Source organism: Allobosea sp. 01N443, from assembly GCF_056399325.1.
On record NZ_JBFTRC010000153.1, the window covers coordinates 1 to 21345 of the forward strand.

General features: G+C 60.0%; 12 protein-coding genes, 4 tRNA genes, 3 rRNA genes and 2 pseudogenes. 15 read left to right on the forward strand and 6 right to left on the reverse strand.

What is annotated here, in order from left to right; translation table 11 throughout:
- Positions 1-284: 284 nt before the first annotated feature.
- From AC1DRP_RS27140 to AC1DRP_RS27165, 6 genes are all read left to right on the forward strand, one after another.
- A 16S ribosomal RNA gene (locus tag AC1DRP_RS27140) occupies positions 285-1771 on the forward strand.
- Positions 1772-1997: 226 nt separating this feature from the next.
- Positions 1998-2074 (forward strand) — tRNA-Ile (locus AC1DRP_RS27145).
- Between the two features lie 31 nt (positions 2075-2105).
- Positions 2106-2181: transfer RNA gene (locus tag AC1DRP_RS27150), tRNA-Ala, on the forward strand.
- 228 nt (positions 2182-2409) lie between these two features.
- Positions 2410-5216: ribosomal RNA gene (locus AC1DRP_RS27155) — 23S ribosomal RNA — on the forward strand.
- 75 nt (positions 5217-5291) lie between these two features.
- A 5S ribosomal RNA gene (gene rrf, locus AC1DRP_RS27160) occupies positions 5292-5406 on the forward strand.
- The 16S, 23S and 5S rRNA genes sit together here with 3 tRNA genes alongside, the layout of an rRNA operon.
- Before the next feature lie 83 nt (positions 5407-5489).
- Positions 5490-5566, forward strand: a tRNA-Met gene (locus tag AC1DRP_RS27165).
- Between the two features lie 184 nt (positions 5567-5750).
- Here AC1DRP_RS27165 and AC1DRP_RS27170 read toward each other — a convergent pair.
- On the reverse strand, positions 5751-6560 hold the full coding sequence (locus AC1DRP_RS27170; RefSeq protein ID WP_441506290.1) for a helix-turn-helix transcriptional regulator: 810 nt from the start codon (positions 6558-6560) through the stop codon (positions 5751-5753).
- Between the two features lie 68 nt (positions 6561-6628).
- Between AC1DRP_RS27170 and AC1DRP_RS27175 the strand changes: the two genes are divergently transcribed.
- Positions 6629-7735 (forward strand): MFS transporter, encoded by a 1107-nt coding sequence (locus AC1DRP_RS27175; RefSeq protein WP_476770079.1) that lies wholly within the window; start codon positions 6629-6631, stop codon positions 7733-7735.
- Positions 7735-8220: a hypothetical protein gene (locus tag AC1DRP_RS27180; protein WP_476770080.1), complete on the forward strand. Its 486-nt coding sequence runs from the start codon at positions 7735-7737 to the stop codon at positions 8218-8220. The genes AC1DRP_RS27175 and AC1DRP_RS27180 overlap by 1 nt, the downstream gene beginning before the upstream one ends.
- Before the next feature lie 355 nt (positions 8221-8575).
- Here AC1DRP_RS27180 and AC1DRP_RS27185 read toward each other — a convergent pair.
- Positions 8576-8665, reverse strand: a tRNA-Ser gene (locus AC1DRP_RS27185).
- Positions 8666-8815: 150 nt separating this feature from the next.
- On the opposite strand from AC1DRP_RS27185, the gene AC1DRP_RS27190 reads away from it, so the two are divergent.
- The 7 genes and pseudogenes from AC1DRP_RS27190 to AC1DRP_RS27220 all read left to right on the forward strand — a co-directional run.
- On the forward strand, positions 8816-9139 hold the full coding sequence (locus AC1DRP_RS27190) for a hypothetical protein (protein ID WP_441506292.1): 324 nt from the start codon (positions 8816-8818) through the stop codon (positions 9137-9139).
- Positions 9140-9220: 81 nt separating this feature from the next.
- Positions 9221-9877 carry a peptide-methionine (S)-S-oxide reductase MsrA gene (msrA, locus tag AC1DRP_RS27195; protein WP_441506293.1) on the forward strand — a complete coding sequence of 219 codons (657 nt, stop codon included), beginning with the start codon at positions 9221-9223 and terminating at the stop codon, positions 9875-9877.
- Between the two features lie 103 nt (positions 9878-9980).
- Positions 9981-10556: a TIGR00645 family protein gene (locus tag AC1DRP_RS27200; RefSeq protein ID WP_441490419.1), complete on the forward strand. Its 576-nt coding sequence runs from the start codon at positions 9981-9983 to the stop codon at positions 10554-10556.
- A gap of 163 nt (positions 10557-10719) precedes the next feature.
- Positions 10720-11694 (forward strand): TAXI family TRAP transporter solute-binding subunit, encoded by a 975-nt coding sequence (locus tag AC1DRP_RS27205; RefSeq protein WP_441506421.1) that lies wholly within the window; start codon positions 10720-10722, stop codon positions 11692-11694.
- Between the two features lie 162 nt (positions 11695-11856).
- A pseudogene (locus tag AC1DRP_RS27210) lies at positions 11857-13485 on the forward strand (TRAP transporter permease); the annotation flags it as partial.
- A 44-nt stretch (positions 13486-13529) separates the two neighbouring features.
- Positions 13530-13784 carry a hypothetical protein gene (locus tag AC1DRP_RS27215; protein ID WP_476770081.1) on the forward strand — a complete coding sequence of 85 codons (255 nt, stop codon included), beginning with the start codon at positions 13530-13532 and terminating at the stop codon, positions 13782-13784.
- Between the two features lie 69 nt (positions 13785-13853).
- Positions 13854-14081, forward strand: a pseudogene (locus tag AC1DRP_RS27220) (magnesium chelatase domain-containing protein); the annotation flags it as partial.
- A 145-nt stretch (positions 14082-14226) separates the two neighbouring features.
- Here AC1DRP_RS27220 and AC1DRP_RS27225 read toward each other — a convergent pair.
- Genes AC1DRP_RS27225 through AC1DRP_RS27240 form a run of 4 tightly spaced genes read right to left on the reverse strand, consistent with a single transcriptional unit; the run spans position 14227 to position 21166 of the window.
- Entirely contained in the window at positions 14227-15633 is a 1407-nt protein-coding gene (locus AC1DRP_RS27225; protein WP_476770082.1) for a hypothetical protein, read from the reverse strand.
- A 2-nt stretch (positions 15634-15635) separates the two neighbouring features.
- Positions 15636-16088, reverse strand: coding sequence for a hypothetical protein (locus tag AC1DRP_RS27230; protein WP_476770083.1), 453 nt, complete (start codon positions 16086-16088; stop codon positions 15636-15638).
- A gap of 56 nt (positions 16089-16144) precedes the next feature.
- Positions 16145-18589 (reverse strand): hypothetical protein, encoded by a 2445-nt coding sequence (locus AC1DRP_RS27235; RefSeq protein ID WP_476770084.1) that lies wholly within the window; start codon positions 18587-18589, stop codon positions 16145-16147.
- Positions 18590-18631: 42 nt separating this feature from the next.
- Positions 18632-21166, reverse strand: a complete 2535-nt coding sequence (locus tag AC1DRP_RS27240; protein ID WP_476770085.1) for a hypothetical protein — start codon at positions 21164-21166, stop codon at positions 18632-18634.
- Positions 21167-21345: the final 179 nt, after the last annotated feature.

Sequence of the window (21345 nt, forward strand, 5' to 3'; positions counted from 1 at the left end):
CATCGAGACGGCGCCGCCGCTGGCGGGGCCGCTCTACTGCGCTTCATGAGAGCTTCGGGCCTTGTAGCCGAGAGATCGGTTGGCCTGCTTGTCTTTGTTAGACGCACCGCTGTTTGAAAACTGAAGACAGAAAGAGAAACGTGGACGGCGATGTTCTTGCGGACTTGCTTTCGGGCAAGTCAAACGAGACTTCGGTGTGCTGCGTTTACAAGAGCCATCGCTGGTTACTTCGGTAATCAAGCAATGACTCCGTCAATACGCAGCGATGCCGGAACAAACTCATCCAATCTGAGAGTTTGATCCTGGCTCAGAGCGAACGCTGGCGGCAGGCTTAACACATGCAAGTCGAACGGGCACTTCGGTGCTAGTGGCAGACGGGTGAGTAACACGTGGGAACGTACCTTTCGGTTCGGAATAATTCAGGGAAACTTGGACTAATACCGGATAAGCCCTTCGGGGGAAAGATTTATCGCCGATAGATCGGCCCGCGTCTGATTAGCTAGTTGGTGAGGTAATGGCTCACCAAGGCGACGATCAGTAGCTGGTCTGAGAGGATGATCAGCCACATTGGGACTGAGACACGGCCCAAACTCCTACGGGAGGCAGCAGTGGGGAATATTGGACAATGGGCGCAAGCCTGATCCAGCCATGCCGCGTGAGTGATGAAGGCCTTAGGGTTGTAAAGCTCTTTTGTCCGGGAAGATAATGACTGTACCGGAAGAATAAGCCCCGGCTAACTTCGTGCCAGCAGCCGCGGTAATACGAAGGGGGCTAGCGTTGCTCGGAATCACTGGGCGTAAAGGGCGCGTAGGCGGACTCTTAAGTCGGGGGTGAAAGCCCAGGGCTCAACCCTGGAATTGCCTTCGATACTGAGAGTCTTGAGTTCGGAAGAGGTTGGTGGAACTGCGAGTGTAGAGGTGAAATTCGTAGATATTCGCAAGAACACCAGTGGCGAAGGCGGCCAACTGGTCCGATACTGACGCTGAGGCGCGAAAGCGTGGGGAGCAAACAGGATTAGATACCCTGGTAGTCCACGCCGTAAACGATGAATGCCAGCCGTTGGGGTGCATGCACCTCAGTGGCGCAGCTAACGCTTTAAGCATTCCGCCTGGGGAGTACGGTCGCAAGATTAAAACTCAAAGGAATTGACGGGGGCCCGCACAAGCGGTGGAGCATGTGGTTTAATTCGAAGCAACGCGMAGAACCTTACCAGCTTTTGACATGTCCGGTTTGATCGACAGAGATGTCTTTCTTCAGTTCGGCTGGCCGGAACACAGGTGCTGCATGGCTGTCGTCAGCTCGTGTCGTGAGATGTTGGGTTAAGTCCCGCAACGAGCGCAACCCTCGCCCCTAGTTGCCATCATTCAGTTGGGAACTCTAGGGGGACTGCCGGTGATAAGCCGCGAGGAAGGTGGGGATGACGTCAAGTCCTCATGGCCCTTACAGGCTGGGCTACACACGTGCTACAATGGCGGTGACAATGGGCAGCGAAAGAGCGATCTGGAGCTAATCCCAAAAAGCCGTCTCAGTTCAGATTGCACTCTGCAACTCGAGTGCATGAAGGTGGAATCGCTAGTAATCGTGGATCAGCATGCCACGGTGAATACGTTCCCGGGCCTTGTACACACCGCCCGTCACACCATGGGAGTTGGGTTTACCCGAAGGCGTCGCGCTAACCGCAAGGAGGCAGGCGACCACGGTAGGCTCAGCGACTGGGGTGAAGTCGTAACAAGGTAGCCGTAGGGGAACCTGCGGCTGGATCACCTCCTTTCTAAGGTAGGATTTTTCGGTGAAGCTTGCTTCATCATCAAATCCGCTTGGAACAAAGAGGCCAAATCAGGCCTCGACATGCGGAACTTCGCCGTCTTCGTTTCTCTTTCTTTTCCGGGCGAATGCGCTCAGATCTGTTCGACATAGGGTCGGATGTGATCGCGCATTCTGGGCCAACAGCTTGGTTCTTTGGCCGTGTCTTGCGACGTTGTCGCGAGACATGCCTTGGGCCTGTAGCTCAGTTGGTTAGAGCGCGCGCTTGATAAGCGTGAGGTCGGAGGTTCAAATCCTCCCAGGCCCACCAGCTTTCTCGACAAGCCGTCAGGTTCGATTACGGGGCCATAGCTCAGTTGGGAGAGCGGTAGCTTTGCAAGCTTCAGGTCGTCGGTTCGATCCCGTCTGGCTCCACCATACCGCCCGGAAATTCAGGTTTTGCTGATTGCAGCTCTTTGAGCTGCGATGAGTAACGCTGTTTGTCATTGTGAAGAGGGAATAGATCTGAAGAGGTCGCTACCCAGCGACATTCGGGACGCGGACACCATCCGTGCTCGTCTTATTCGGGTCTATTCGGCAAGCATAAAATGGTCTTTCCGATCATGTTTTGCATCCTGTTGGATTGCGGACATCGATCATGAGAACGATCAAGTGCCTTAAGAGCATTCGGTGGATGCCTTGGCGCTGAGAGGCGATGAAGGACGTGATACGCTGCGATAAGCCGTGGGGAGCTGCGAATGAGCTTTGATCCGCGGATTTCCGAATGGGGAAACCCACCTTCGACAATTCGTATTGTGACGTCAGTTCTAACCAGCTGATGTTGCACTACGAATTGTCAGATGAAGGTATTGAGCCCTGAATACATAGGGGTTCAAAGCTAACCCAGGGAACTGAAACATCTAAGTACCTGGAGGAAAGGACATCAACGAGACTCCGTTAGTAGTGGCGAGCGAACGCGGACCAGGCCAGTGCTTGCTTGGAATTTACCGGAAGTGGTTGGGAAACCACGCATCAATGGGTGATAGCCCCGTACGGATCTGAGACCAAGCGAGACATGAGTAAGGCGGGACACGTGAAATCCTGTCTGAACGTGGGGGGACCACCCTCCAAGCCTAAGTACTCCTCAGCGACCGATAGTGAACAAGTACCGTGAGGGAAAGGTGAAAAGCACCCCGACGAGGGGAGTGAAATAGCACCTGAAACCGAATGCTTACAAACAGTGGGAGCTCAAGGTTCGTCCTGAGTGACCGCGTACCTTTTGTATAATGGGTCAGCGACTTAATCTGACGAGCAAGCTTAAGCCGGTAGGTGTAGGCGCAGCGAAAGCGAGTCTGAACAGGGCGTTCAGTTCGTCGGATTAGACCCGAAACCGGGTGATCTAGCCATGAGCAGGTTGAAGGTAAGGTAACACTTACTGGAGGACCGAACCGGTGCCTGTTGAAAAAGTCTCGGATGACTTGTGGCTAGGGGTGAAAGGCCAATCAAACTCGGAAATAGCTGGTTCTCCGCGAAAGCTATTTAGGTAGCGCCTCGCGTGAATACTCTCGGGGGTAGAGCACTGGATGGGCAAGGGGTGCTTACCGCATTACCGATCCTAACCAAACTCCGAATACCGAGAAGTACTGCGCGGGAGACACACGGCGGGTGCTAACGTCCGTCGTGGAGAGGGAAACAACCCTGACTTACAGCTAAGGCCCCTAATTCGTGGCTAAGTGTGAAAGGATGTGGGAATCCCAAAACAACCAGGAGGTTGGCTTAGAAGCAGCCATCCTTTAAAGAAAGCGTAACAGCTCACTGGTCTAAACAAGGGTTCCTGCGCCGAAAATGTATCGGGGCTCAAGCCACGAGCCGAAGCTTAAGGTGCACTCTTTGAGTGCGCGGTAGCGGAGCGTTCCATAAGCCAACGAAGGCGGACCCGTGAGGGCTGCTGGAGGTATTGGAAGTGCGAATGCTGACATGAGTAACGACAAACAGTGTGAAAGACACTGTCGCCGAAAGTCCAAGGGTTCCTGCGTAAAGTTAATCTCCGCAGGGTTAGCCGGCCCCTAAGGCGAGGCCGAAAGGCGTAGTCGATGGGAATGAGGTGAATATTCCTCAGCCAGTTGGTAGTGACGGATCACGTACGCTGTCAGGTCTTATTGGATTGACCTGGCTTCCAAGTGGTCCCTGGAAATAGCTCCAACATTAGACCGTACCCTAAACCGACACAGGTGGACTGGTAGAGTATACCAAGGCGCTTGAGAGAATGATGCTGAAGGAACTCGGCAATTTACCTCCGTAACTTCGGGATAAGGAGGCCTTCCGTTTGGGCAACCAGGCGGGAGGGGCACAGACCAGGGGGTAGCGACTGTTTAACTAAAACACAGGGCTCTGCGAAATCGTAAGATGACGTATAGGGTCTGACGCCTGCCCGGTGCCGGAAGGTTAAAAGGAGGTGTGCAAGCACCGAATTGAAGCCCCRGTAAACGGCGGCCGTAACTATAACGGTCCTAAGGTAGCGAAATTCCTTGTCRGGTAAGTTCYGACCYGCACGAATGGCGTAACGACTTCCCCGCTGTCTCCAGCATCAACTCAGTGAAATTGAATTCCCCGTGAAGATGCGGGGTTCCTGCGGTCAGACGGAAAGACCCCGTGCACCTTTACTGTAGCTTTGCGCTGGCATTCGTGTCGGCATGTGTAGGATAGGTGGTAGACTTTGAAGCCGGGGCGCCAGCTCTGGTGGAGTCATCCTTGAAATACCACCCTTATCGTCATGGATGTCTAACCGCGACCCGTCATCCGGGTCCGAGACAGCGCATGGCAGGCAGTTTGACTGGGGCGGTCGCCTCCCAAAGAGTAACGGAGGCGTGCGAAGGTGGGCTCAGAGCGGTCGGAAATCGCTCGTTGAGTGCAATGGCATAAGCCTGCCTGACTGCGAGACTGACAAGTCGAGCAGAGTCGAAAGACGGCCATAGTGATCCGGTGGTCCCGCGTGGAAGGGCCATCGCTCAACGGATAAAAGGTACGCCGGGGATAACAGGCTGATGATTCCCAAGAGTCCATATCGACGGAATCGTTTGGCACCTCGATGTCGGCTCATCACATCCTGGGGCTGGAGAAGGTCCCAAGGGTTSGGCTGTTCGCCSATTAAAGYGGTACGYGAGCTGGGTTCAGAACGTCGTGAGACAGTTCGGTCCCTATCTGCCGTGGGTGTAGGATATTTGAGAGGATCTGCCCTTAGTACGAGAGGACCGGGGTGGACGTACCTCTGGTGGACCTGTTGTGGCGCCAGCCGCAGTGCAGGGTAGCTATGTACGGACGGGATAACCGCTGAATGCATCTAAGCGGGAAACCCACCTCAAAACGAGATATCCCTTGAGAGCCGTGGAAGACGACCACGTTGATAGGCCGGGTGTGTAAGCGCAGTAATGTGCTCAGCTTACCGGTACTAATTGCTCGATCGGCTTGATCGTTCTCATGATCAATGTCCGCACACCAACAACTGCGAACACACAAAAAGACCTTATGCTTGCCATATCCTTCGCCGGCCCGGTGGCTTGAGCGAGAAGCCAGAACCCGATCCCATCCCGAACTCGGCCGTTAAACTTCTCAGCGCTGATGGTACTGTGTCTCAAGACCCGGGAGAGTAGGTCGTTGCCGGGCCTGTCAAGGATATCCCTCATCACAATCGCAAAACGCAAAACGCGGCGCTCGATGCTAAAACATCGGCGCCGCGTTCCCATTACCGCGGGGTGGAGCAGCCCGGTAGCTCGTCAGGCTCATAACCTGAAGGTCGTCAGTTCAAATCTGGCCCCCGCAACCAAAAATCCCAAAAAACACTCAAGCCCGCCGCGATAAACGCTGCGGGCTTTCTGCGTTCTAACCGGCAAAACACGCCACGCGAGATCCGCCTCAGATGAGCGGTATCGTCCCTCGCTCCTCACCTCTTCGACCTGCCCGCAAGTACCCAGCAGACGATCGATGAAGCGATGATGCGAAGCCATTTCCTACCGCCGGAAATAGACGACCATCTTGAGGTGCCGGTACTCGTCTACAGTCAGCATCTCGTGCAGGAAGCCGAGCTCGGTGCCGTCTGAATCCAGGATGGCCCCGATGCCCCGAGCGTAGCTCTCCAAGCTCGGTTGCTCGAGCCATCGGCGGAAATCCGGGGACAGCGTCTTCAGTTCATCAACCAGCGCCAACATCGCCGGATCGTCTGGAACCGCGGCCAGATCACCGCGAAATTGCGCGAGAAGCTTCGGCGCTTCCTCGCGCCACTGGGGAAGGCGTTGGCGGAACGCCGGATCGGCAAAGACCAGGCGCATGACATTGCGGTCCCGTTGCTCGCGATCTGCGAAGCCGAATACATCGTTCGCGGTCGCATTCCAGGCAACGACATCCCAACGCAAGTTGGCGACATAGGCGGGTCGCGTCACGAGATCATCCAGCAAATTCTGGATGAGCGGGCTGACGGATGGCCATTGATAGGCTTCAGGTGGCGGAGGTCGTCTGTGCGCCAGCAGGAACAGATGGCTGCACTCGGCATCGTCCAGTTTCAGGGCTTTCGCCACCTTGAGCAGAAAGCCTTCCGAGACCTGGATGTCTCGACCCTGCTCAAACCATGTGTACCAGGTCAGGCCGACGCCCGCGAGTGCCGCCAGCTCCTCTCGCCGGAGCCCCGGCGTGCGACGCTGGCCGGTTGAGGGCAGGCCCGCATCGACTGGCGTGAGCTTCTTTCTGCGACGCATCAGGAAACCCGAGAGGTCGGTTCGCGTGCGCGCAAATGTACGACCGGACAAGACCATTACCTCCAGCAACAGGATAATTTCTTATATTGTAACAGGATGACCGTGCCTCGAAAGTCCCGCCGCGACAAGGAGGCAGCATGACTTCTCAGGACGAACCCGATCTTCCCCTTTCCAGAACGACGACAGAAGGCACCGCCTCACCGCCTGGAACAGCTGGGGCACGCGAATGGCTCGGGCTGGCGCTGTTGGCCTTGCCGACAATCCTGCTCGGTCTGGACCTGACGCTGCTTCACCTGGCGCTTCCGGCGCTTGCCGCCGACCTGCAACCGAGCAGCGTGCAAGCGCTCTGGATCATGGATGCCTACGGCTTCATGATAGCGGGTTTCCTGATCACCATGGGGACGCTCGGCGATCGTATCGGCCGCCGCAAGCTTCTGATGATGGGGGCGGCTGCCTTCGCCGTCGCCTCGGCGCTCGCCGCCTTCTCCACGAGTGCCGTGATGCTGATCGCGGCCCGGGCAGTGCTCGGAGTAGCCGCCGCAACGCTGATGCCGTCGACGCTGGCGCTCATCACGAACATGTTCGCCGATCCAAGGCAGCGCGCTCTTGGCTTTGGAATTTGGGCGACCATGTTCGCGCTCGGCATGGCGCTTGGACCGGTCGTGGGCGGCGTACTGCTGGAGCATTTCTGGTGGGGTGCAGCCTTTCTCATAGCCGTGCCCGTTGTCGGCCTGCTGCTTTTGCTGGCGCCTGTCCTTCTGCCCGAGTATCGCGCATCACATGTCGGCAGGCTGGACCTTGCGAGCGTCGGCCTTTCGCTCGCCGCCATGCTGCCTTCGGTCTATGGCATCAAGCAGGTCGCCAAGGATGGCTTCGGACTTCATCCGGTCGGCGCCATTGCGATGGGACTTGCCTTCGCCACGCTGTTCGTGCGCCGGCAGCAGCGCCTCGCCGACCCGCTGCTCGACATGTCGCTGTTTGCCAACAGAGCTTTCAGCGTGGCGTTGATCGTGCTCCTCTTTGGCCTCGTCGCGGTCGGCGGCTCGATGCTGCTGGTCACGCAATATCTGCAGCTCGTGGCCGGATTTTCTCCACTGGTCGCGGGTCTCTGGATGGGGCCGCCCGCGCTTGCCATGGTCGCGGCCGGCGTCACGGCACCGCTGATTGCCCGGCGCGTTCGCCCCGGCTTCGTGGTGGCCGGAGCGCTGGGGTTGTCGGTTGCGGGCTATCTGATGCTGATCTGATGCTGACCCAACTGGATAACAGCGCGTCCGGCGTGGCCATTGTCGTCGCCGGCTTCTCGTTGGCCTATCTCGGGCTTGGCACGATCGCTGCGCTGGGTACGKACCTCGTGGTTGGATCGGCCCCCGCCGACAAGGCAGGCTCGGCATCGGCGATGTCCGAGACGGTGCAGGACCTCGGCGTATCGCTCGGCATTGCAGTGCTTGGCAGCCTCGCCACCGCCATCTATCGCCGAGCCATGCTCGACCGCATGCCTGATCATCTCGGTCATCAAGCGCAAGAGGCCGTTGGAGACAGCTTGTGGGCGGCATCCTCGGTTGCGTCGCAGCTGCCTGTCGGCCTGATGGAAGAGGCGCAGGCTGCGTTCACAGCAGGGTTCAGCACCGCGGCCATGTTCAGTGCCGTGAGCGTTTCACTCCTCGCCATCCTCGCTGCCGTCTCGCTGCGGCATATTGGCGTCATTCACGGTAGCGAGCCGCCCCGGTGAAGCGGGTGGAGCCCTTTCGGGACGGTCCGGCGCTGAAGGGCCACATCACCGGCCCCGAGGCGATCCGGGATCAGGCGAGAGCCGGCGCCGACCGCGTGCGGACCCCGCTGGAACGTTCAGGGCAGAAGGTCGTCATGCCTCGCTGGTTCGCATATTCGCGAAAAGCGGCCAGAGCGCGAATGCAGCCCGCAGCGACGATTATCCCGCGGTCACCTCGGGGCGCCGCCCCAACGCGTCGAGGTTACGGGAAGCCAGATGCGCATCATGGCATCGAAAGGGGATCTGCTCAGGCCCCTTGCCGCAGGACCCGGCGCAAAAATCGACCACGCTCGACGTGGCCGGTTCTGTTTTGAAATGGCGGACAGGGCGGGATTCGAACCCGCGATACGGTTTCCCGTATACACACTTTCCAGGCGTGCGCCTTCAACCACTCGGCCACCTGTCCGGCGGGCTGCTTATGACCGCCGAGCCGGCTTCTTTCAAGGCCTGAAACGCGCTTTTCGTATTCTTGCGTGGAGAGCGCCGGACAAGGTTGCAAAGCCGTGCCCGAATGGGCACATCGGATGCGAAGGGCGCGTGCGGGGAATGGGGCGGGATGCTGCGTTTTTTCATCCGTTTGCTGGGTTATCTTGCTGTCGCCAGCGGATTCGTGGCGCTGGTCATCGACGGCGCGCGTTCGATCGCCAATTCCTCGCTTCAGTTCACGCCGCTCGGCGAAATCCTCCTCATTCTGCTGCCGACGCGCTATCCGCTGCTGCAGCCAGCCATCGAGCGCAATCTCCATCCGCTGCTCTGGGACCCGATGCTGCTCTCGCTGATGCGGTCGCCCGTCGCGCTGGTCGCGCTGGTGCTCGGTTTCCTCCTGCTCTGGCTCGGCGCGAGGCCCGAGCCGCAGGTCGGTATCGTCACGCGACGGTGAAGGGCCATGCAGGGCGAGCGCCTGTCGGAACGGCGGCGCCATGCTTATCTCGGGAGCAACTGTTGGAGGATGGAGCCGATCATGTTCTCCCTGCGCAAGAAGACGACCCTGCCCAGCCCGGCCGAGGCCCTGCCCGGCCGGTCCGAGCCGATCCCGACAGCCGAGCGCCATTTCCTGAACGATCGCCCGTTGCAGGGCCCGTATCCCGCCGGGACGCAGAAGGCCCTGTTCGGCCTCGGTTGTTTCTGGGGGGCTGAACGCAAGTTCTGGCAGATCGAGCACGGCATCTGGGTCACCGCAGTCGGCTATGCCGGAGGCATCACACCCAACCCGAGCTATGAGGAGGTGTGCAGCGGGCTGACCGGGCATAACGAAGTCGTGCTCGTGGTCTTCGATCCGGCCAGGCTCTCCTACGAGGCCCTGCTCAAGACCTTCTGGGAGAATCACGACCCGACGCAGGGCATGCGGCAGGGCAATGATGTCGGCACCCAGTACCGCTCCGGCATCTATGTCTTCGACGAGGCACAGAAGCTGGCTGCCGAACGCAGCAAGGCAGATTACCAGAGCGCCCTCGCCTCGCGCGGCTACGGACCGATCAGCACGGAAATCCTCGACGCGCCCGCCTTCTATTTCGCCGAGGACTACCACCAGCAATATCTCGCCAAGAATCCGGCAGGCTATTGCGGCCTCGGCGGCACCGGCGTCGCCTGCCAGATCGGCGTCGGCGTCGACGCCTGATCACGCCCAGCCCCAAACCGATAAGGAGGCCCCGCAGGCTCGCTTGCGGGGCTTCTTCGCATCATGGCAAGAAGCGTCGAGACGATCACGCAGGGGCAGGACGATGGGCGAGCGCGAGATGGAAGCCGGGAACGGGCCCGTTCACCGGCCCTCCGCAGCGACCCGAATTCTGGAATCCATCCTCTTCGCCAGCCGCTGGCTGCTTGCCCCGTTCTACATCCTGCTCGTGCTGGCCCTCGCCGGGCTGCTGATCAAGGCGTTGCAGGAGGCGTTCCACGTCCTGAGCCATGTCTTCACCGCCAGCGAAGCGGACGTGATCCTCGGCGTGCTGGCGCTGGTCGACCTGACCTTCACCGGCTCCCTGATCGTGATCGTGATCTTTTCGGGTTACGAGAATTTCGTCTCGAAGATCGATACCAATGCGCATCGCGACTGGCCGGACTGGATGTCGAAGATCGATTTCTCCGGGCTGAAGCTGAAGCTGATCTCCTCGATCGTCGCCATCTCCGCCATCCAGGTGCTGAAGGCCTTCATGAACGTGAAGGGCACCAGCGACCGCGACCTGATGTGGTATGTCGCGATCCATCTCGTCTTCGTCAGCTCGGGCCTGTTGATGGCTCTCAGCGACCGGATTTCCGGCGATGCGCAGGGCAAGGCCGGCGGCGCAAACGGACACTAAGACGGGCCGCGCTGCACCGGGGGCCGCCCCCCTGTGCCCCGAATTAGCCACACTATTGCGCGCCCTGCGTGCAAAACGCGCCGGCATTGCCAGTCGCGCACTTGATCAGCCGGCAAAAGCTGCGAACACTCCCGGGTTCATAGGGAGCTTCCGTGACATGACCATGACTTTCAGATCGAAACTTGCGGCCGCAGGTCTCGTGCTCGGCGGCGTTGCGTTTGCAGCGGGCCTCGCCTTTGCCCAGGCGCCAGCCTTCTTCCGCATCGGAACGGGCGGCACGGCCGGCACCTACTACCCGATCGGTGGCCTGATCGCGAATGCGATCTCGGCGCCCCCGCAACTGGTCGCAACGGCCGTCGCCAGCAACGGCTCGGTCGCCAATGTCAACGCGATCGTCGGCGGCGCGGCCGAATCCGGCTTCGTCCAGGCTGATGTCGCCTATTGGGCTTATTCCGGCACCGGCGTCTACGAGGGCAAGCCGAAGGTCGCCGATCTGCGCTCGATCGCCAACCTCTATCCCGAGTCGGTCCATCTCGTCGTCCGCAAGGCCTCGAATGTGAAGAGCGTCGCCGATCTCAAGGGCAAGAAGGTCTCGCTCGACGAGCCGGGCTCCGGCACGCTGCTCAACGCCAAGGCGATCCTCAACGCCTATGGCATTACCGAGAAGGACATCTCGGCCGAATTCCTCAAGCCGAACCAGGCAGCCGAGAAGATGAAGGACGGCTCGGTCGACGCCTTCTTCTTCACCGGCGGCTTCCCCGCTGCCGCGATTTCGGAGCTGGCCTCGACCGGCTCGGGCATCGACATCCTGCCGATCTCCGGACCGCAGGCCGAGAAGCTCTCCAAGGAGTTCCCCTTCTTCGCCGCCGACGAAATCCCGGCCGGCACGTACAAGGATGTCGGCGCGATCAAGACCGTCGCCGTCGGCGCGCATTGGGTGACTTCCGCCAAGGTTTCTGCCGACACCGTCTATGCCGTGACCAAGGCCCTGTGGAGCGACAAGGCCCGCGCCGCGCTCGATGCCGGCCATGCCAAGGGCAAGGCGATCCGCAAGGAGACCGCGCTGTCGGGCCTGCAGGGCGTGCCGCTGCATCCCGGCGCCGAGAAGTTCTACAAGGAAGCCGGGCTACTGAAGTAAGCCGCCGCGACCTCCCCTTTCCCGCATGGGAAAGGGGCCAAGGGAGACGGCGCGAGGCCTCACGCGAGAGGCCTCCGGCAAATCCTCCCCGTTCAGACCTCGCTTTCCCTCACCCCTGCCCCTCTCCCCATCCGGGAGAGGGGTTTGCCGTTGAGTTTTGACATGACAACCCAGCCCTCCGCCGCCGAACTCGCCAAGCTCGAGGAAGAACTCGATCCGGAAATGCAGTTCCGCAAGGTGCCGCATGGCACCTCGCTGATCATCGGCGGATTGCTGCTCGCACTCTCGGCTTTCCACTACTACACGGCCGGCTTCGGACTACTGCGCGAGACGACGCATCGCGGCATCCATCTCGCCTTCGTGCTCAGCCTGATCTTCCTGGTGTTCTCGGCCCGCAAGAGCGATGCCCAGACGGTGCACGCCTCGACGCTGCTGCGGCCGGGGGGCGTGCCGCTCTACGATTGGATCTGCGCCGTCGCGGTGGCGATCTCGAGCCTTTACGTGCCCTGGATCTTCGAGGACATGGTCTTCCGCGTCGGCAATCCCTCTACGCTCGACGTCGTCATGGGCACGATCACCATCGTGCTGATGATCGAGGCGACGCGGCGCGCGATCGGCTGGGGGCTGCCGATGATCGCGCTCTTCGCCATTGTCTACGCGATCTTCGGCAACTGGTTTCCCGGCATCTTCCTGCACCCGGGCGCGACCTGGTCGACCCTCGTCAACCATCTCTATCTGACCAGCCAGGGCGTCTATGGCGTCGCGCTTGGCGTGGTCGCAACCTATGTCTTCCATTTCGTGCTGTTTGGCGTGCTCGCCACGCGGATCGGGCTCGGCCGGCTCTTCCTCGGCGTAGCGGCTGCGCTCGCCGGGCGCYTCGCCGGCGGACCGGCAAAGATCTCGATCTTCGGCTCCGCCCTGTTCGGCATGATCTCGGGCTCCTCCGTCGCCAATACCGTGACGGTCGGCTCACTGACGATCCCGATGATGATCCGGCTCGGCTACCAGCGCCATTTTGCGGCAGCCGTCGAATCGACGGCCGCGACCGGGGGGCAGATCACCCCGCCGATCATGGGCGCCGCCGCTTTCCTGATGGTCGAATTCCTGAACCTGCCCTACGCGACGATCGTCATCGCCGCGATCATCCCCGCCTTCATGCATTTCTTCGGCGTGCTGATGCAGGTGCATTTCGAGGCGAAGCGCTCCGGCATGCGCGGCCTGACCGATGCCGAGATTCCGAATCTCCGTGAAGTCTTTGCCCGCGACTGGCCGACGATCGCGCCCCTCTTTGCGCTGATCCTGGTGCTGTTCACCGGCTATACGCCCTATCTCGCTGCGTTCTGGGGCATCACCGGCTGCATGCTGGTTGGCCTCGCGCAGTATCGCGCCGCCTCGGCCCTCGCCTTCGCGCTCGCCATCGGCCTTGCCGCGCCAACCGAGTTCCTGCGCGTGCCCGGCGTCAACGCGACCTTCACGCTGGCCTGTTTCGCGGTGATGGCGCATGGCGTGCTGATGCGCTCGGACGAGGGGCGCCGGCGCATGAACGACATGGTCGATGCCTTCATCCTCGGCGCCAAATACGCCATTGGCGTCGGCGCGGCGGCGGCGACCGTCGGCATCATCGTCGGCGTGGTGACGCTGACCGGCGTCGGCTTCAAGATCTCCTGGATCGTGACCTCGCTCGCCGATCAATGGGCCAAGGGCGTGCTCGATCTCGTGCCGTTCCTGCCCTTCGACATCAAGTCGGCGACGCTGTTCTTCACGCTGCTGCTCACCGGCATCGTCTGCATCCGCTGGTACCCTTCGTCTTCGTGTTTTCTCCCTCGATGCTGATCATGGCGCCGGGCTTCACCTGGACCGAGCTGATCGGCTCGACCGCGGCCTGCATCGCCAGCATCACCTTCCTCTCTGCCGCTTTCGCCGGCTGGWTCCTGGCCCCGCTGGCAATGTGGGAACGCGTTGTCGTCGGCATCGCCGCCCTGCCGATGATCCTGGCGACCCCGGCCAGTGTCCTGGCGGGGCTCGTCATCGCAGCCCCCGTCCTGCTGCGTCAGGTGGGGGCGCGGCGGGCCAGCGTGGCGCCGGCCTGAGTTCCCGATATGTTCTTGCCAGTGAGCTGAGCATTCGCTAGCCTCCCCCAAGGGAACAGGGAGGCGCGGATGGTCACGCGGGTCGCGACGGTTGCGTTCGAGGGCATCGAGGCGCGCGCCGTCGACGTGCAGGTCCAGGTCACAGCGGGCGGCGTCGCCTTCCTTCTGGTCGGCTTGCCGGACAAGGCGGTGGCGGAAAGCCGCGAGCGAGTGCGTGCCGCGCTGATCGCATCGGGACTGGCGCTGCCGGCCAAGCGCATCACGGTCAATCTGGCGCCGGCCGATCTGCCAAAGGAGGATGAAATTTTGCCCTATTGCTGCGCGTATGCGGCCGCGGCGGCGTAGACCGCACCAAGCTAAAATGGGGCATTGCACGCGCATACCGTATGCGGCTTCAGGGACCGCTCGACGCGCCTGCGTCTTCAGCATCAGGTGAAGTGGTTCAATGGGCGGCTATCGAAGCTCGCTGTGATGTATGGCCATGCTTCGCCAGCAGTGCGCGCATCTCATTTGCAAAATGGATATTGCCGCTGTTTATGAAGCTCACCATTGCCCTCACATCTTCAACGTCGGAAGGAGAGGTCACCAGGACAGGCTCGCCCTCGACCAGTTCGAGCTCTCGCATGATGCGATTTAGATAGTGTACCAGGCTTCTGGTGCTCTTGTGACCAAGCGCCTCTGCCGCTTCGAGCAAGACGGCATTGCGGTCCCACGCCGCACCATGAGCTGCGCGAGCACGTAGGTAGCATTCGCGCACCACACTCTCCGCGAAAGCCGCCCGCAGCCGATGTGCCGATCCAGGTATATCTAGTTTCTTGAATGTTGAATTGACGAGGTTACCGATACTCTTCTTTCGAAGTCCGCGCCCTGTTTTAAGCGAGAGAAAGAGCGCGTCGCAGGACTTGTATTTGCGGCGCTTGGCATACATGCCGGCCACAAGTTCGGCTCGAGCCGTCCAGATATAGAACAAGAGATGTTCGAAGAGTTCGATAGGCACACCGACATCTCGCGTGCGGCGGCGCTTTTCCGTGACCCGGATGAAGAGTTTGCGCCGCCCTCGCAGGCCGAGTTTCCCGAGTTCCGAAAGGATTCTGTTTTGCACGTCAGGCTCTCGAGCTATCGCATGCAGACTATAGGCGCGCTTGTTTGCGTGGATCCCTTCGTCCTTCAATGCCTTTGCAATGGCGCTGAGTGTCAGGGCCGCAACGCCTTGCTCGCGTAGCCCCGCCCTGTGCATCATGCTTGCCGAGAGCCAAAAGCAAGTCGCTCGTTCAACATTTTCTCGGGCGAGCAGCTGATCGAGAATCCGCTCGACCTCGGGCTCTTCAGGCGTTGGGCGGCCCGGCCCCTCCTCTAACGTGGTGAATTGGAAGCGACCCTGCGGCACGCCGTGCCTCCCCAGGTGGACTGATATTGGGTATTGCGGCCCAACCTTTCCACTCGCGGGGTCCTCAAGAAGGTTTTTGACAAGCCCCAGACGGTTCTGCGCAAGCCAGTAAAACCGAAAGATCACGTCTGCGCAGCGCTGGACTCGCCTGTCTGTTACACCACGTTTCAGCATTGCATGCGCGTGGCACTTAATCTGGTCATCGTCAGCGTCATTCCAACCCACCCCCTGTTCGTAAAGGTGGTTTAGCCAAGAACAAAGGATGTATGCTTCATCCGAGACACTACCGTTGGCGATGTTTTTGTTCACAGAGCGCTCGTGAAGATAATCGGAAAGGGGAAGGAAGATTACTCCGCGAGGGTGAAGCACCATGGGGTGACAGGGAGCAGGCTTACCATCGAGGACGAAATCCGCCCCTGTTTGGTAGACCGTAAACTTGCCGCCTTTCGAGGGCGCGGTCATGGCTAATTGTCAACGGGCCGGAGCGGCCGCAGCTTGGCCAACTCAGACGTCAGCGCAGCCTCCCGCTCGGCCGCCAATCGCAGCAGTTCAGCTTTCCGCGCTAGTTTGGCTTCATGCTTACGTAGTTGGCATCGCATTGTAAGCACCTGCGCCGCCAGAGTCTTGTTGAGCGACTTCGCCTCTTGAAGGCGTGTCCGGATGGCGGTTTTGTTTCCGCCTAATCCAAGCTTTTCGAGTGCTTCGATGGCCTCGTCGAAGCGCGTACGAAGATCGGCATAGCGACCTCCCGGTTTGGCAACATGGGGATCAGCCCACGCCTCGATACCCAGCGTCTCATCGCTCCATTTCCGCAAACCTACCGCCCCGGGCGGCCAGTCGTGACCGGGTGGCGCGCCGCCTGCTCTCACCCAGGCCTCGAGCAACTCGACCTTGCGGGCAAATTTGGCCCGGGTCATTTCGGACCGAGGGTCGCAGCGCTGCCTTTTCAGCTCTCCAGTAGCGGCCCCGCCTCTCATGTGCGAGACCTCCGCGTACCGAAGCAACGCCGAACGTGTTCCCTGATGCGCTCGGCTCGGCGTTCCGCTATTTGACGCTGCGGTTTTGTCGCAGCCTTTTGGGAGGCATGCTCCGCCTCGGCCAACCGCTCCAACCAGTAGCGCTCGTTCGCGTTACGTCGCTGAATGTTGTGCGGGCACCCCAAACAAGTCTCGTCCGCCGCATAAGCGTAGTCCGGGCCCGTGACTACAGCAGTATCGAAGTGCTCTCCCGCGCATTCCCGTTTTACGGCAAGGCAGGCAGCGGCCGCGAGGTCCGAACGATCGGACCCACACTTGCAGAACCCATGTCCAGCCGGATGCGGATCGATGTGCTTTCCTTTCGCCCATTCGCGCAGCATCGCGTCCAACGTAGTGACACTGCCGCTGGCCGGGACCAGGTGAATGTCGGCTGCCGCCTTCTCTATCAGCGCCTCCAACTCTCGATTCCAGGCCTCGCCGCCCCAGCCGGACAGAGGTTCCTCGCCAGTAATGGTACCGCGCGCAATTTCGAGTACGAAGGAATCACGACACGCTGTGAAGTCGCGGGCACGCTMGTGGGCAAGGAAAATGGCTCTTGTAGCCTCGTCCCCGTCGGCGCTAGCCCGAGTCTTCCGATTTCTGCGTGCCGCCTCCTTCTCGTCGACGAGCCGAAGAAAAGTCCCCTGCACTTGGCGGGTGACATATACATGGGTCATTTTGGGGTTGAAGTGCTCATAGAAGTCTGACAGCGCCGTGAGGGATGGATAGTCAAATCGCCAAAAGTAGGTCGTGCCAAAAAACACCCGGAACTGATGAGGCTTGAAGTCCCATTCCGAGCCATCGGGTAATGGCGGGACCCGCACGAAAGCCGCTAGGGCCTTCAAAGCCTGACCCATTTTAAAGTCGACGTTCCCAGTTCCCGGGCCTGGGTCTTTAAAGGAGAACAGCCATGGCTCGTTTTGCTCCGCTCGTGAATCAGCACTAAGTCGGAGCAGAACCTCAACGGCACGGACGACGGACATCGGCACCGGGATCCTGTCGAGACTGCGAAGCGTCTTCTGAATCCAAACGGTGAGGAACGGGTCGCCATAATCATCGTAGATCAAGCAGTCGTCACGTAGGCCGACTATCTCGTTCTTGCGACGAGCTGTCAGCGTTGCGATGACCACCGCACAGGCAGCTGGCAACAAAACGAAGATTAGATCACGAGCGTCAATCCCCTCCTTTGGAAGGCCTATTCTCATTTGTCGCCAAGTATAGATCGGCAAGAGTGGAGCGTCTTGCGTTAGGCTCCCCTCCATGGATTTCGTCAGCGCGCGCAGCAATGGCGGAAGGTGTCGGCGGAAATAGGCGTCGCGGCCCTTGCTGGCGGCTCGGCGCGCCGTGTACCCCGCCTTCTCGTCCCGCGGGTAAAGGCGGAATGCCTCAACGACGACCGCCTGCATTTGCCGCAAATGGGGTTCGCACGTGAGGACTAGGCGCAGGGAGGCGTCAAAGAGCCAGCATACCTGAGTTGAAGGCGGCAGCTTCGTCCGCTCCAATTCCTGCGAGGCGATCGCCTCGGCGAGGCTATGGCAAGTCGTCTGATGATCGAAAGCCCGAAAGGCGATGGGGTCGTGGGCTAGGCGCTTGCGTAGAATCCACAACCGCTCGAACGGTTGAAGAATACCTTTCACCATTAGAACGGTAAGACCATTTCCGCCGCTTTGGTCCGGCTCTTCCGACATCTCTGCTGTCCGAAGCCGCATCGTGTTCCTGTAGGCAACGGGATCGACCGATGCCAGATAGTCAAGAACCAGGCTCCACGCCGAGATTGGTATTTGGAGGCGCCCGGAAACACCGAGCCGACGCGCGACCTCGTCGACGGCTAGGACACGACGCCACCTGCCTACGATGGGCAGTACGTCACGCCCGTCTCGTATCTCGGCGAGGTAATGCCTGATACGCTCCTCGTGCGGAAGTAGTAGCCAGCGCCCTCCCTGCTTCACCTGCTCAACGAAGAGGTCGAACCACGGCTGGGTCAAGTTCTCCATCCGTGGCAAGCCCAGCGCAATGCGCCAACGAATTACGTAAAGCAAGGAGGTCCAGTTCCCTTTTAGGACCTCTGATGAATTCGTCCAACCTTCATGCCCATTCGAGATGCTGTAATAAACGTAAAGTTTTGCGGTCAGGAGATCGTTGAGGCTCACCGGATCAGTCAGTAGGATTGGCCCAGGTGCGATCGGTACCCGGAAATCAATTTTACGCGGGGAGCGACGACCGCGGGGTCCGTCTGGGCGAAGTGGCCACACATCGTCGAGCAGGCTGCCATCGCCAATCAGTATGGGAGGCCGAACTAATGCACTTAAGACCCGGTCGTGCTCCTCGCGCGGTATAGTACCGACATCTGGAAAGCGAAGTGGACGGGCTGCGGTTTCCGCTAACGAGTTGCTGGTGATCATGATCGCTCGCCTTGGATTTACGAGGACGATGTTTGGGGCGTCTCAGGCAATGATCGGAAGGGTCACATCTCCCCGCTGAACCTCCGCATCCACGGCCTTGGCAACTTTCTCGAACTGGCGCTTGTGTGGGCTGCGCAGAATCTTGCGCACATAGGCCTCCGTGAGCGCGCGCCAACGGAGCCACACTGTCAACCAGCGCTCTGGGTTCTGAACAATGAAGACGGGTTCAGCTCGCTTCAGGGCCAGGTGGGCGAGGGAAAGAAGACGAAAGGTCTCGTCGTTCGGAACAAAGCGGCGTATGGGACATGCATCACAGGGCTCAGCGGGATTGCAAGTCGGTCCCGGGGCAGGAGAAGCCGTCTCGGCATCGAGATGCAGCGGACAACCAAAGTCCAGGCCGGAGTCTTCCGCTGTGGCTACCCGACGGGCAAACTCCTTGTCCTCGATACCGAGCAGCGCGGCGGCGTGCTCTAGTCCCTTTGCCAATGCGGCTTCAAACAGGTGCTGGAACGCACGTATCTGCTTTGCCAGTTGAGCCCTGAACCAGCCAGCACCTAGATAGCTCATAGTAGTTGAATCTTGCGCGTGTTCGGCGATGGCCTGCGCGATTGCATGGCCGAAACCGTTTCGCGCGGCCCTGATCTGTAACACCGTCACTCGGATGTTCTGCCGGGCGATCGGCAGCCCACCGATGACAGGATCGCCAGCGTTGCGTTTCAAGAACTCCGGCCACCAGTTCGTAGCAATTGTCCCGAGTTCATTGGTGATCGTACCGTCATTCACGGAGCGACCGCCGCTCAATACCCAGAATTTCTCGGCCACTTTGGGAAGCCCCTGCATGCGCGCCCGCGCGCGCAGCGGCTCAGTCATCTCTAGGTAGCGAGAAATAATCTCAGTGCCAGAGAGACGACCTTCGCCTTCGCGGATTGGGAGTTCCGATTCCTCCCCGTCAATTAACCCGTCGCTGAGGAGTGTGCCCTCAACGCGCTTGCCTTTCGCCCGCATCTTGCGCGCAGTGATCGTGGCTATGCGCCTCTTACCGTGGCGCGCCCTGCTGACGAAAGGGTCGGMCGGCAAGTCACTCAGGGGCGCGACGTTGAATGCGGTGTCTATGAGGAGCAGTCCGAACGCCGCGGTAGTGGCACGGGCCGAAGCGCCCAAGTGCCTGACGATTTCGGTGCTGCCAAAGTAATATTGGAGCAAGCGATAAGGATTGGGCATCTCCGAGGTGCGCCAGGTGCCCCCGAGGCGTTTGTGCAATAGGCGCACGGTGACCGCTTTAAGCTCATCATCGCTGTCAAGCCGGAGCTGTTTCTTCAAACGAATTGCCAACCACTCAACGTGACTGCGTCCAACACGTCCTCGCTCGCCGTGTATTTTATTCTGCCTCAGCAGCGTCAGGGCGTTGTCGACTGCATCCGCATCCGGGAGGTCGGTCCGCGCGAGCCATTCTTTCCCTCGCTTGAATGCTTCATATTCCGCAGTGAACTCGCGCTCCAGGCAGGCACGCAGAGCAGCGAGGCGCACGACGTTCAGATCGAGCATCGCCGCTACATGCGCATCCAGAGAAACGTCGGCACCCGGCGCCACTGGTACGTTCGTACGCCCGGAGGGGGTCAGTTCGGCGAGGCACGGCGCGGTCTGTTTGAACCGCGGCCTCGCCAGTCGGAGGGTCAACGGTTCAATCGAAGGAAGTAGCCGATGGCGGGCTAGTCTGCGAAGCACGCCATTCAAACAGGAAACAAAAGCGAGGCGCGCTTCCTGCTTTACTGACTTGATGACGGACTGGTCCGAGAGATCCTCCACCCTCGGTATGAGCGACTCGAGGGCGTCACGAAATAGCGCAGCGCTCAATGGCTCGTGCGAACGGTCACGGAGATGGCGATAGACTTGACCGGCCGCGCTTTGCGGGACGCTTTCGCCCATGGCCGCCACAACGAATAGTGCGCGCTTGAGGACAAGGAACCGCTGCGCCGAGGATTGCTTACACTCGTGGCCGAATATGGTGGGCCAAGCATCGACTAAGGTGCCAACGAGGTCCGTGCCGTAGTACGGCACCAAATCACTGAAATTATAGTCTCTGCGGTGCTTCGGCACCCAGGCCTTAAAGCGACCGGTTACATCTCGCCGCCGATCGAGATCATCGCACAAAGGCGGGCCTTCGTCAGCGCTACACTGCTCGGCCGTTTCCCGAATGAGCTCTTCCCGGCGTGTCCGCCAATAGTCGATGACTGCGTCGTATTGCGCATCGTAGGTGACAGCCTCGAATTCGTTGAAGGCCCAACTCAGGAATTCGAGGAGCACATCAACCTGAGCCGTGTTCCAATGCCCGAACGCATTTAGAACCTTGTCCTCCCCCACCCAGTCGGGGTCTAGCTGATCTATCAGGAAGCCGAGCAGAGGGGTTGCAGGCTGCCCGGTCTCCAATGCGATCAACAGTGCGGCCGGCGCGTAATATGCGATGCCTCGCTCGCTAAGCGCCTCGAAGGCAGATCGCGCTAATTCAGCCTCGGATAGGAAAGCTTCGTCGGTAGAGAAATTGGTTAGACGAACCTCCTCCCACTTGAACCGGATCAAGCATTTATCCAGAAGGACTACCTCCTGACTGGGGCCGCCAGACGGCGAGACGACCTCGCACTCAGGGCAAAGCATCTCTGTGACCGGTGGTCTCTGAGCGCCGACAAAGGCGTTGATCACAGCGGCCCGGAGCTTGGCGCTATCTACATTTGGAGCTGGGGTATCTGTCATTTGGCAGC

Bases quoted from the DNA above. Each gene is read 5' to 3' on its own strand.
- msrA (WP_441506293.1), top strand. From the start codon at position 9,221: ATGTTCTCCCTGCGCAAGAAGACGACCCTGCCCAGCCCGGCCGAGGCC.
- AC1DRP_RS27225 (WP_476770082.1), bottom strand. From the start codon at position 15,633: ATGACCGCGCCCTCGAAAGGCGGCAAGTTTACGGTCTACCAAACAGGG.
- AC1DRP_RS27175 (WP_476770079.1), top strand. From the start codon at position 6,629: ATGACTTCTCAGGACGAACCCGATCTTCCCCTTTCCAGAACGACGACA.
- AC1DRP_RS27230 (WP_476770083.1), bottom strand. From the start codon at position 16,088: ATGACCCGGGCCAAATTTGCCCGCAAGGTCGAGTTGCTCGAGGCCTGG.
- AC1DRP_RS27205 (WP_441506421.1), top strand. From the start codon at position 10,720: ATGACTTTCAGATCGAAACTTGCGGCCGCAGGTCTCGTGCTCGGCGGC.
- AC1DRP_RS27190 (WP_441506292.1), top strand. From the start codon at position 8,816: ATGCTGCGTTTTTTCATCCGTTTGCTGGGTTATCTTGCTGTCGCCAGC.
- AC1DRP_RS27200 (WP_441490419.1), top strand. From the start codon at position 9,981: ATGGGCGAGCGCGAGATGGAAGCCGGGAACGGGCCCGTTCACCGGCCC.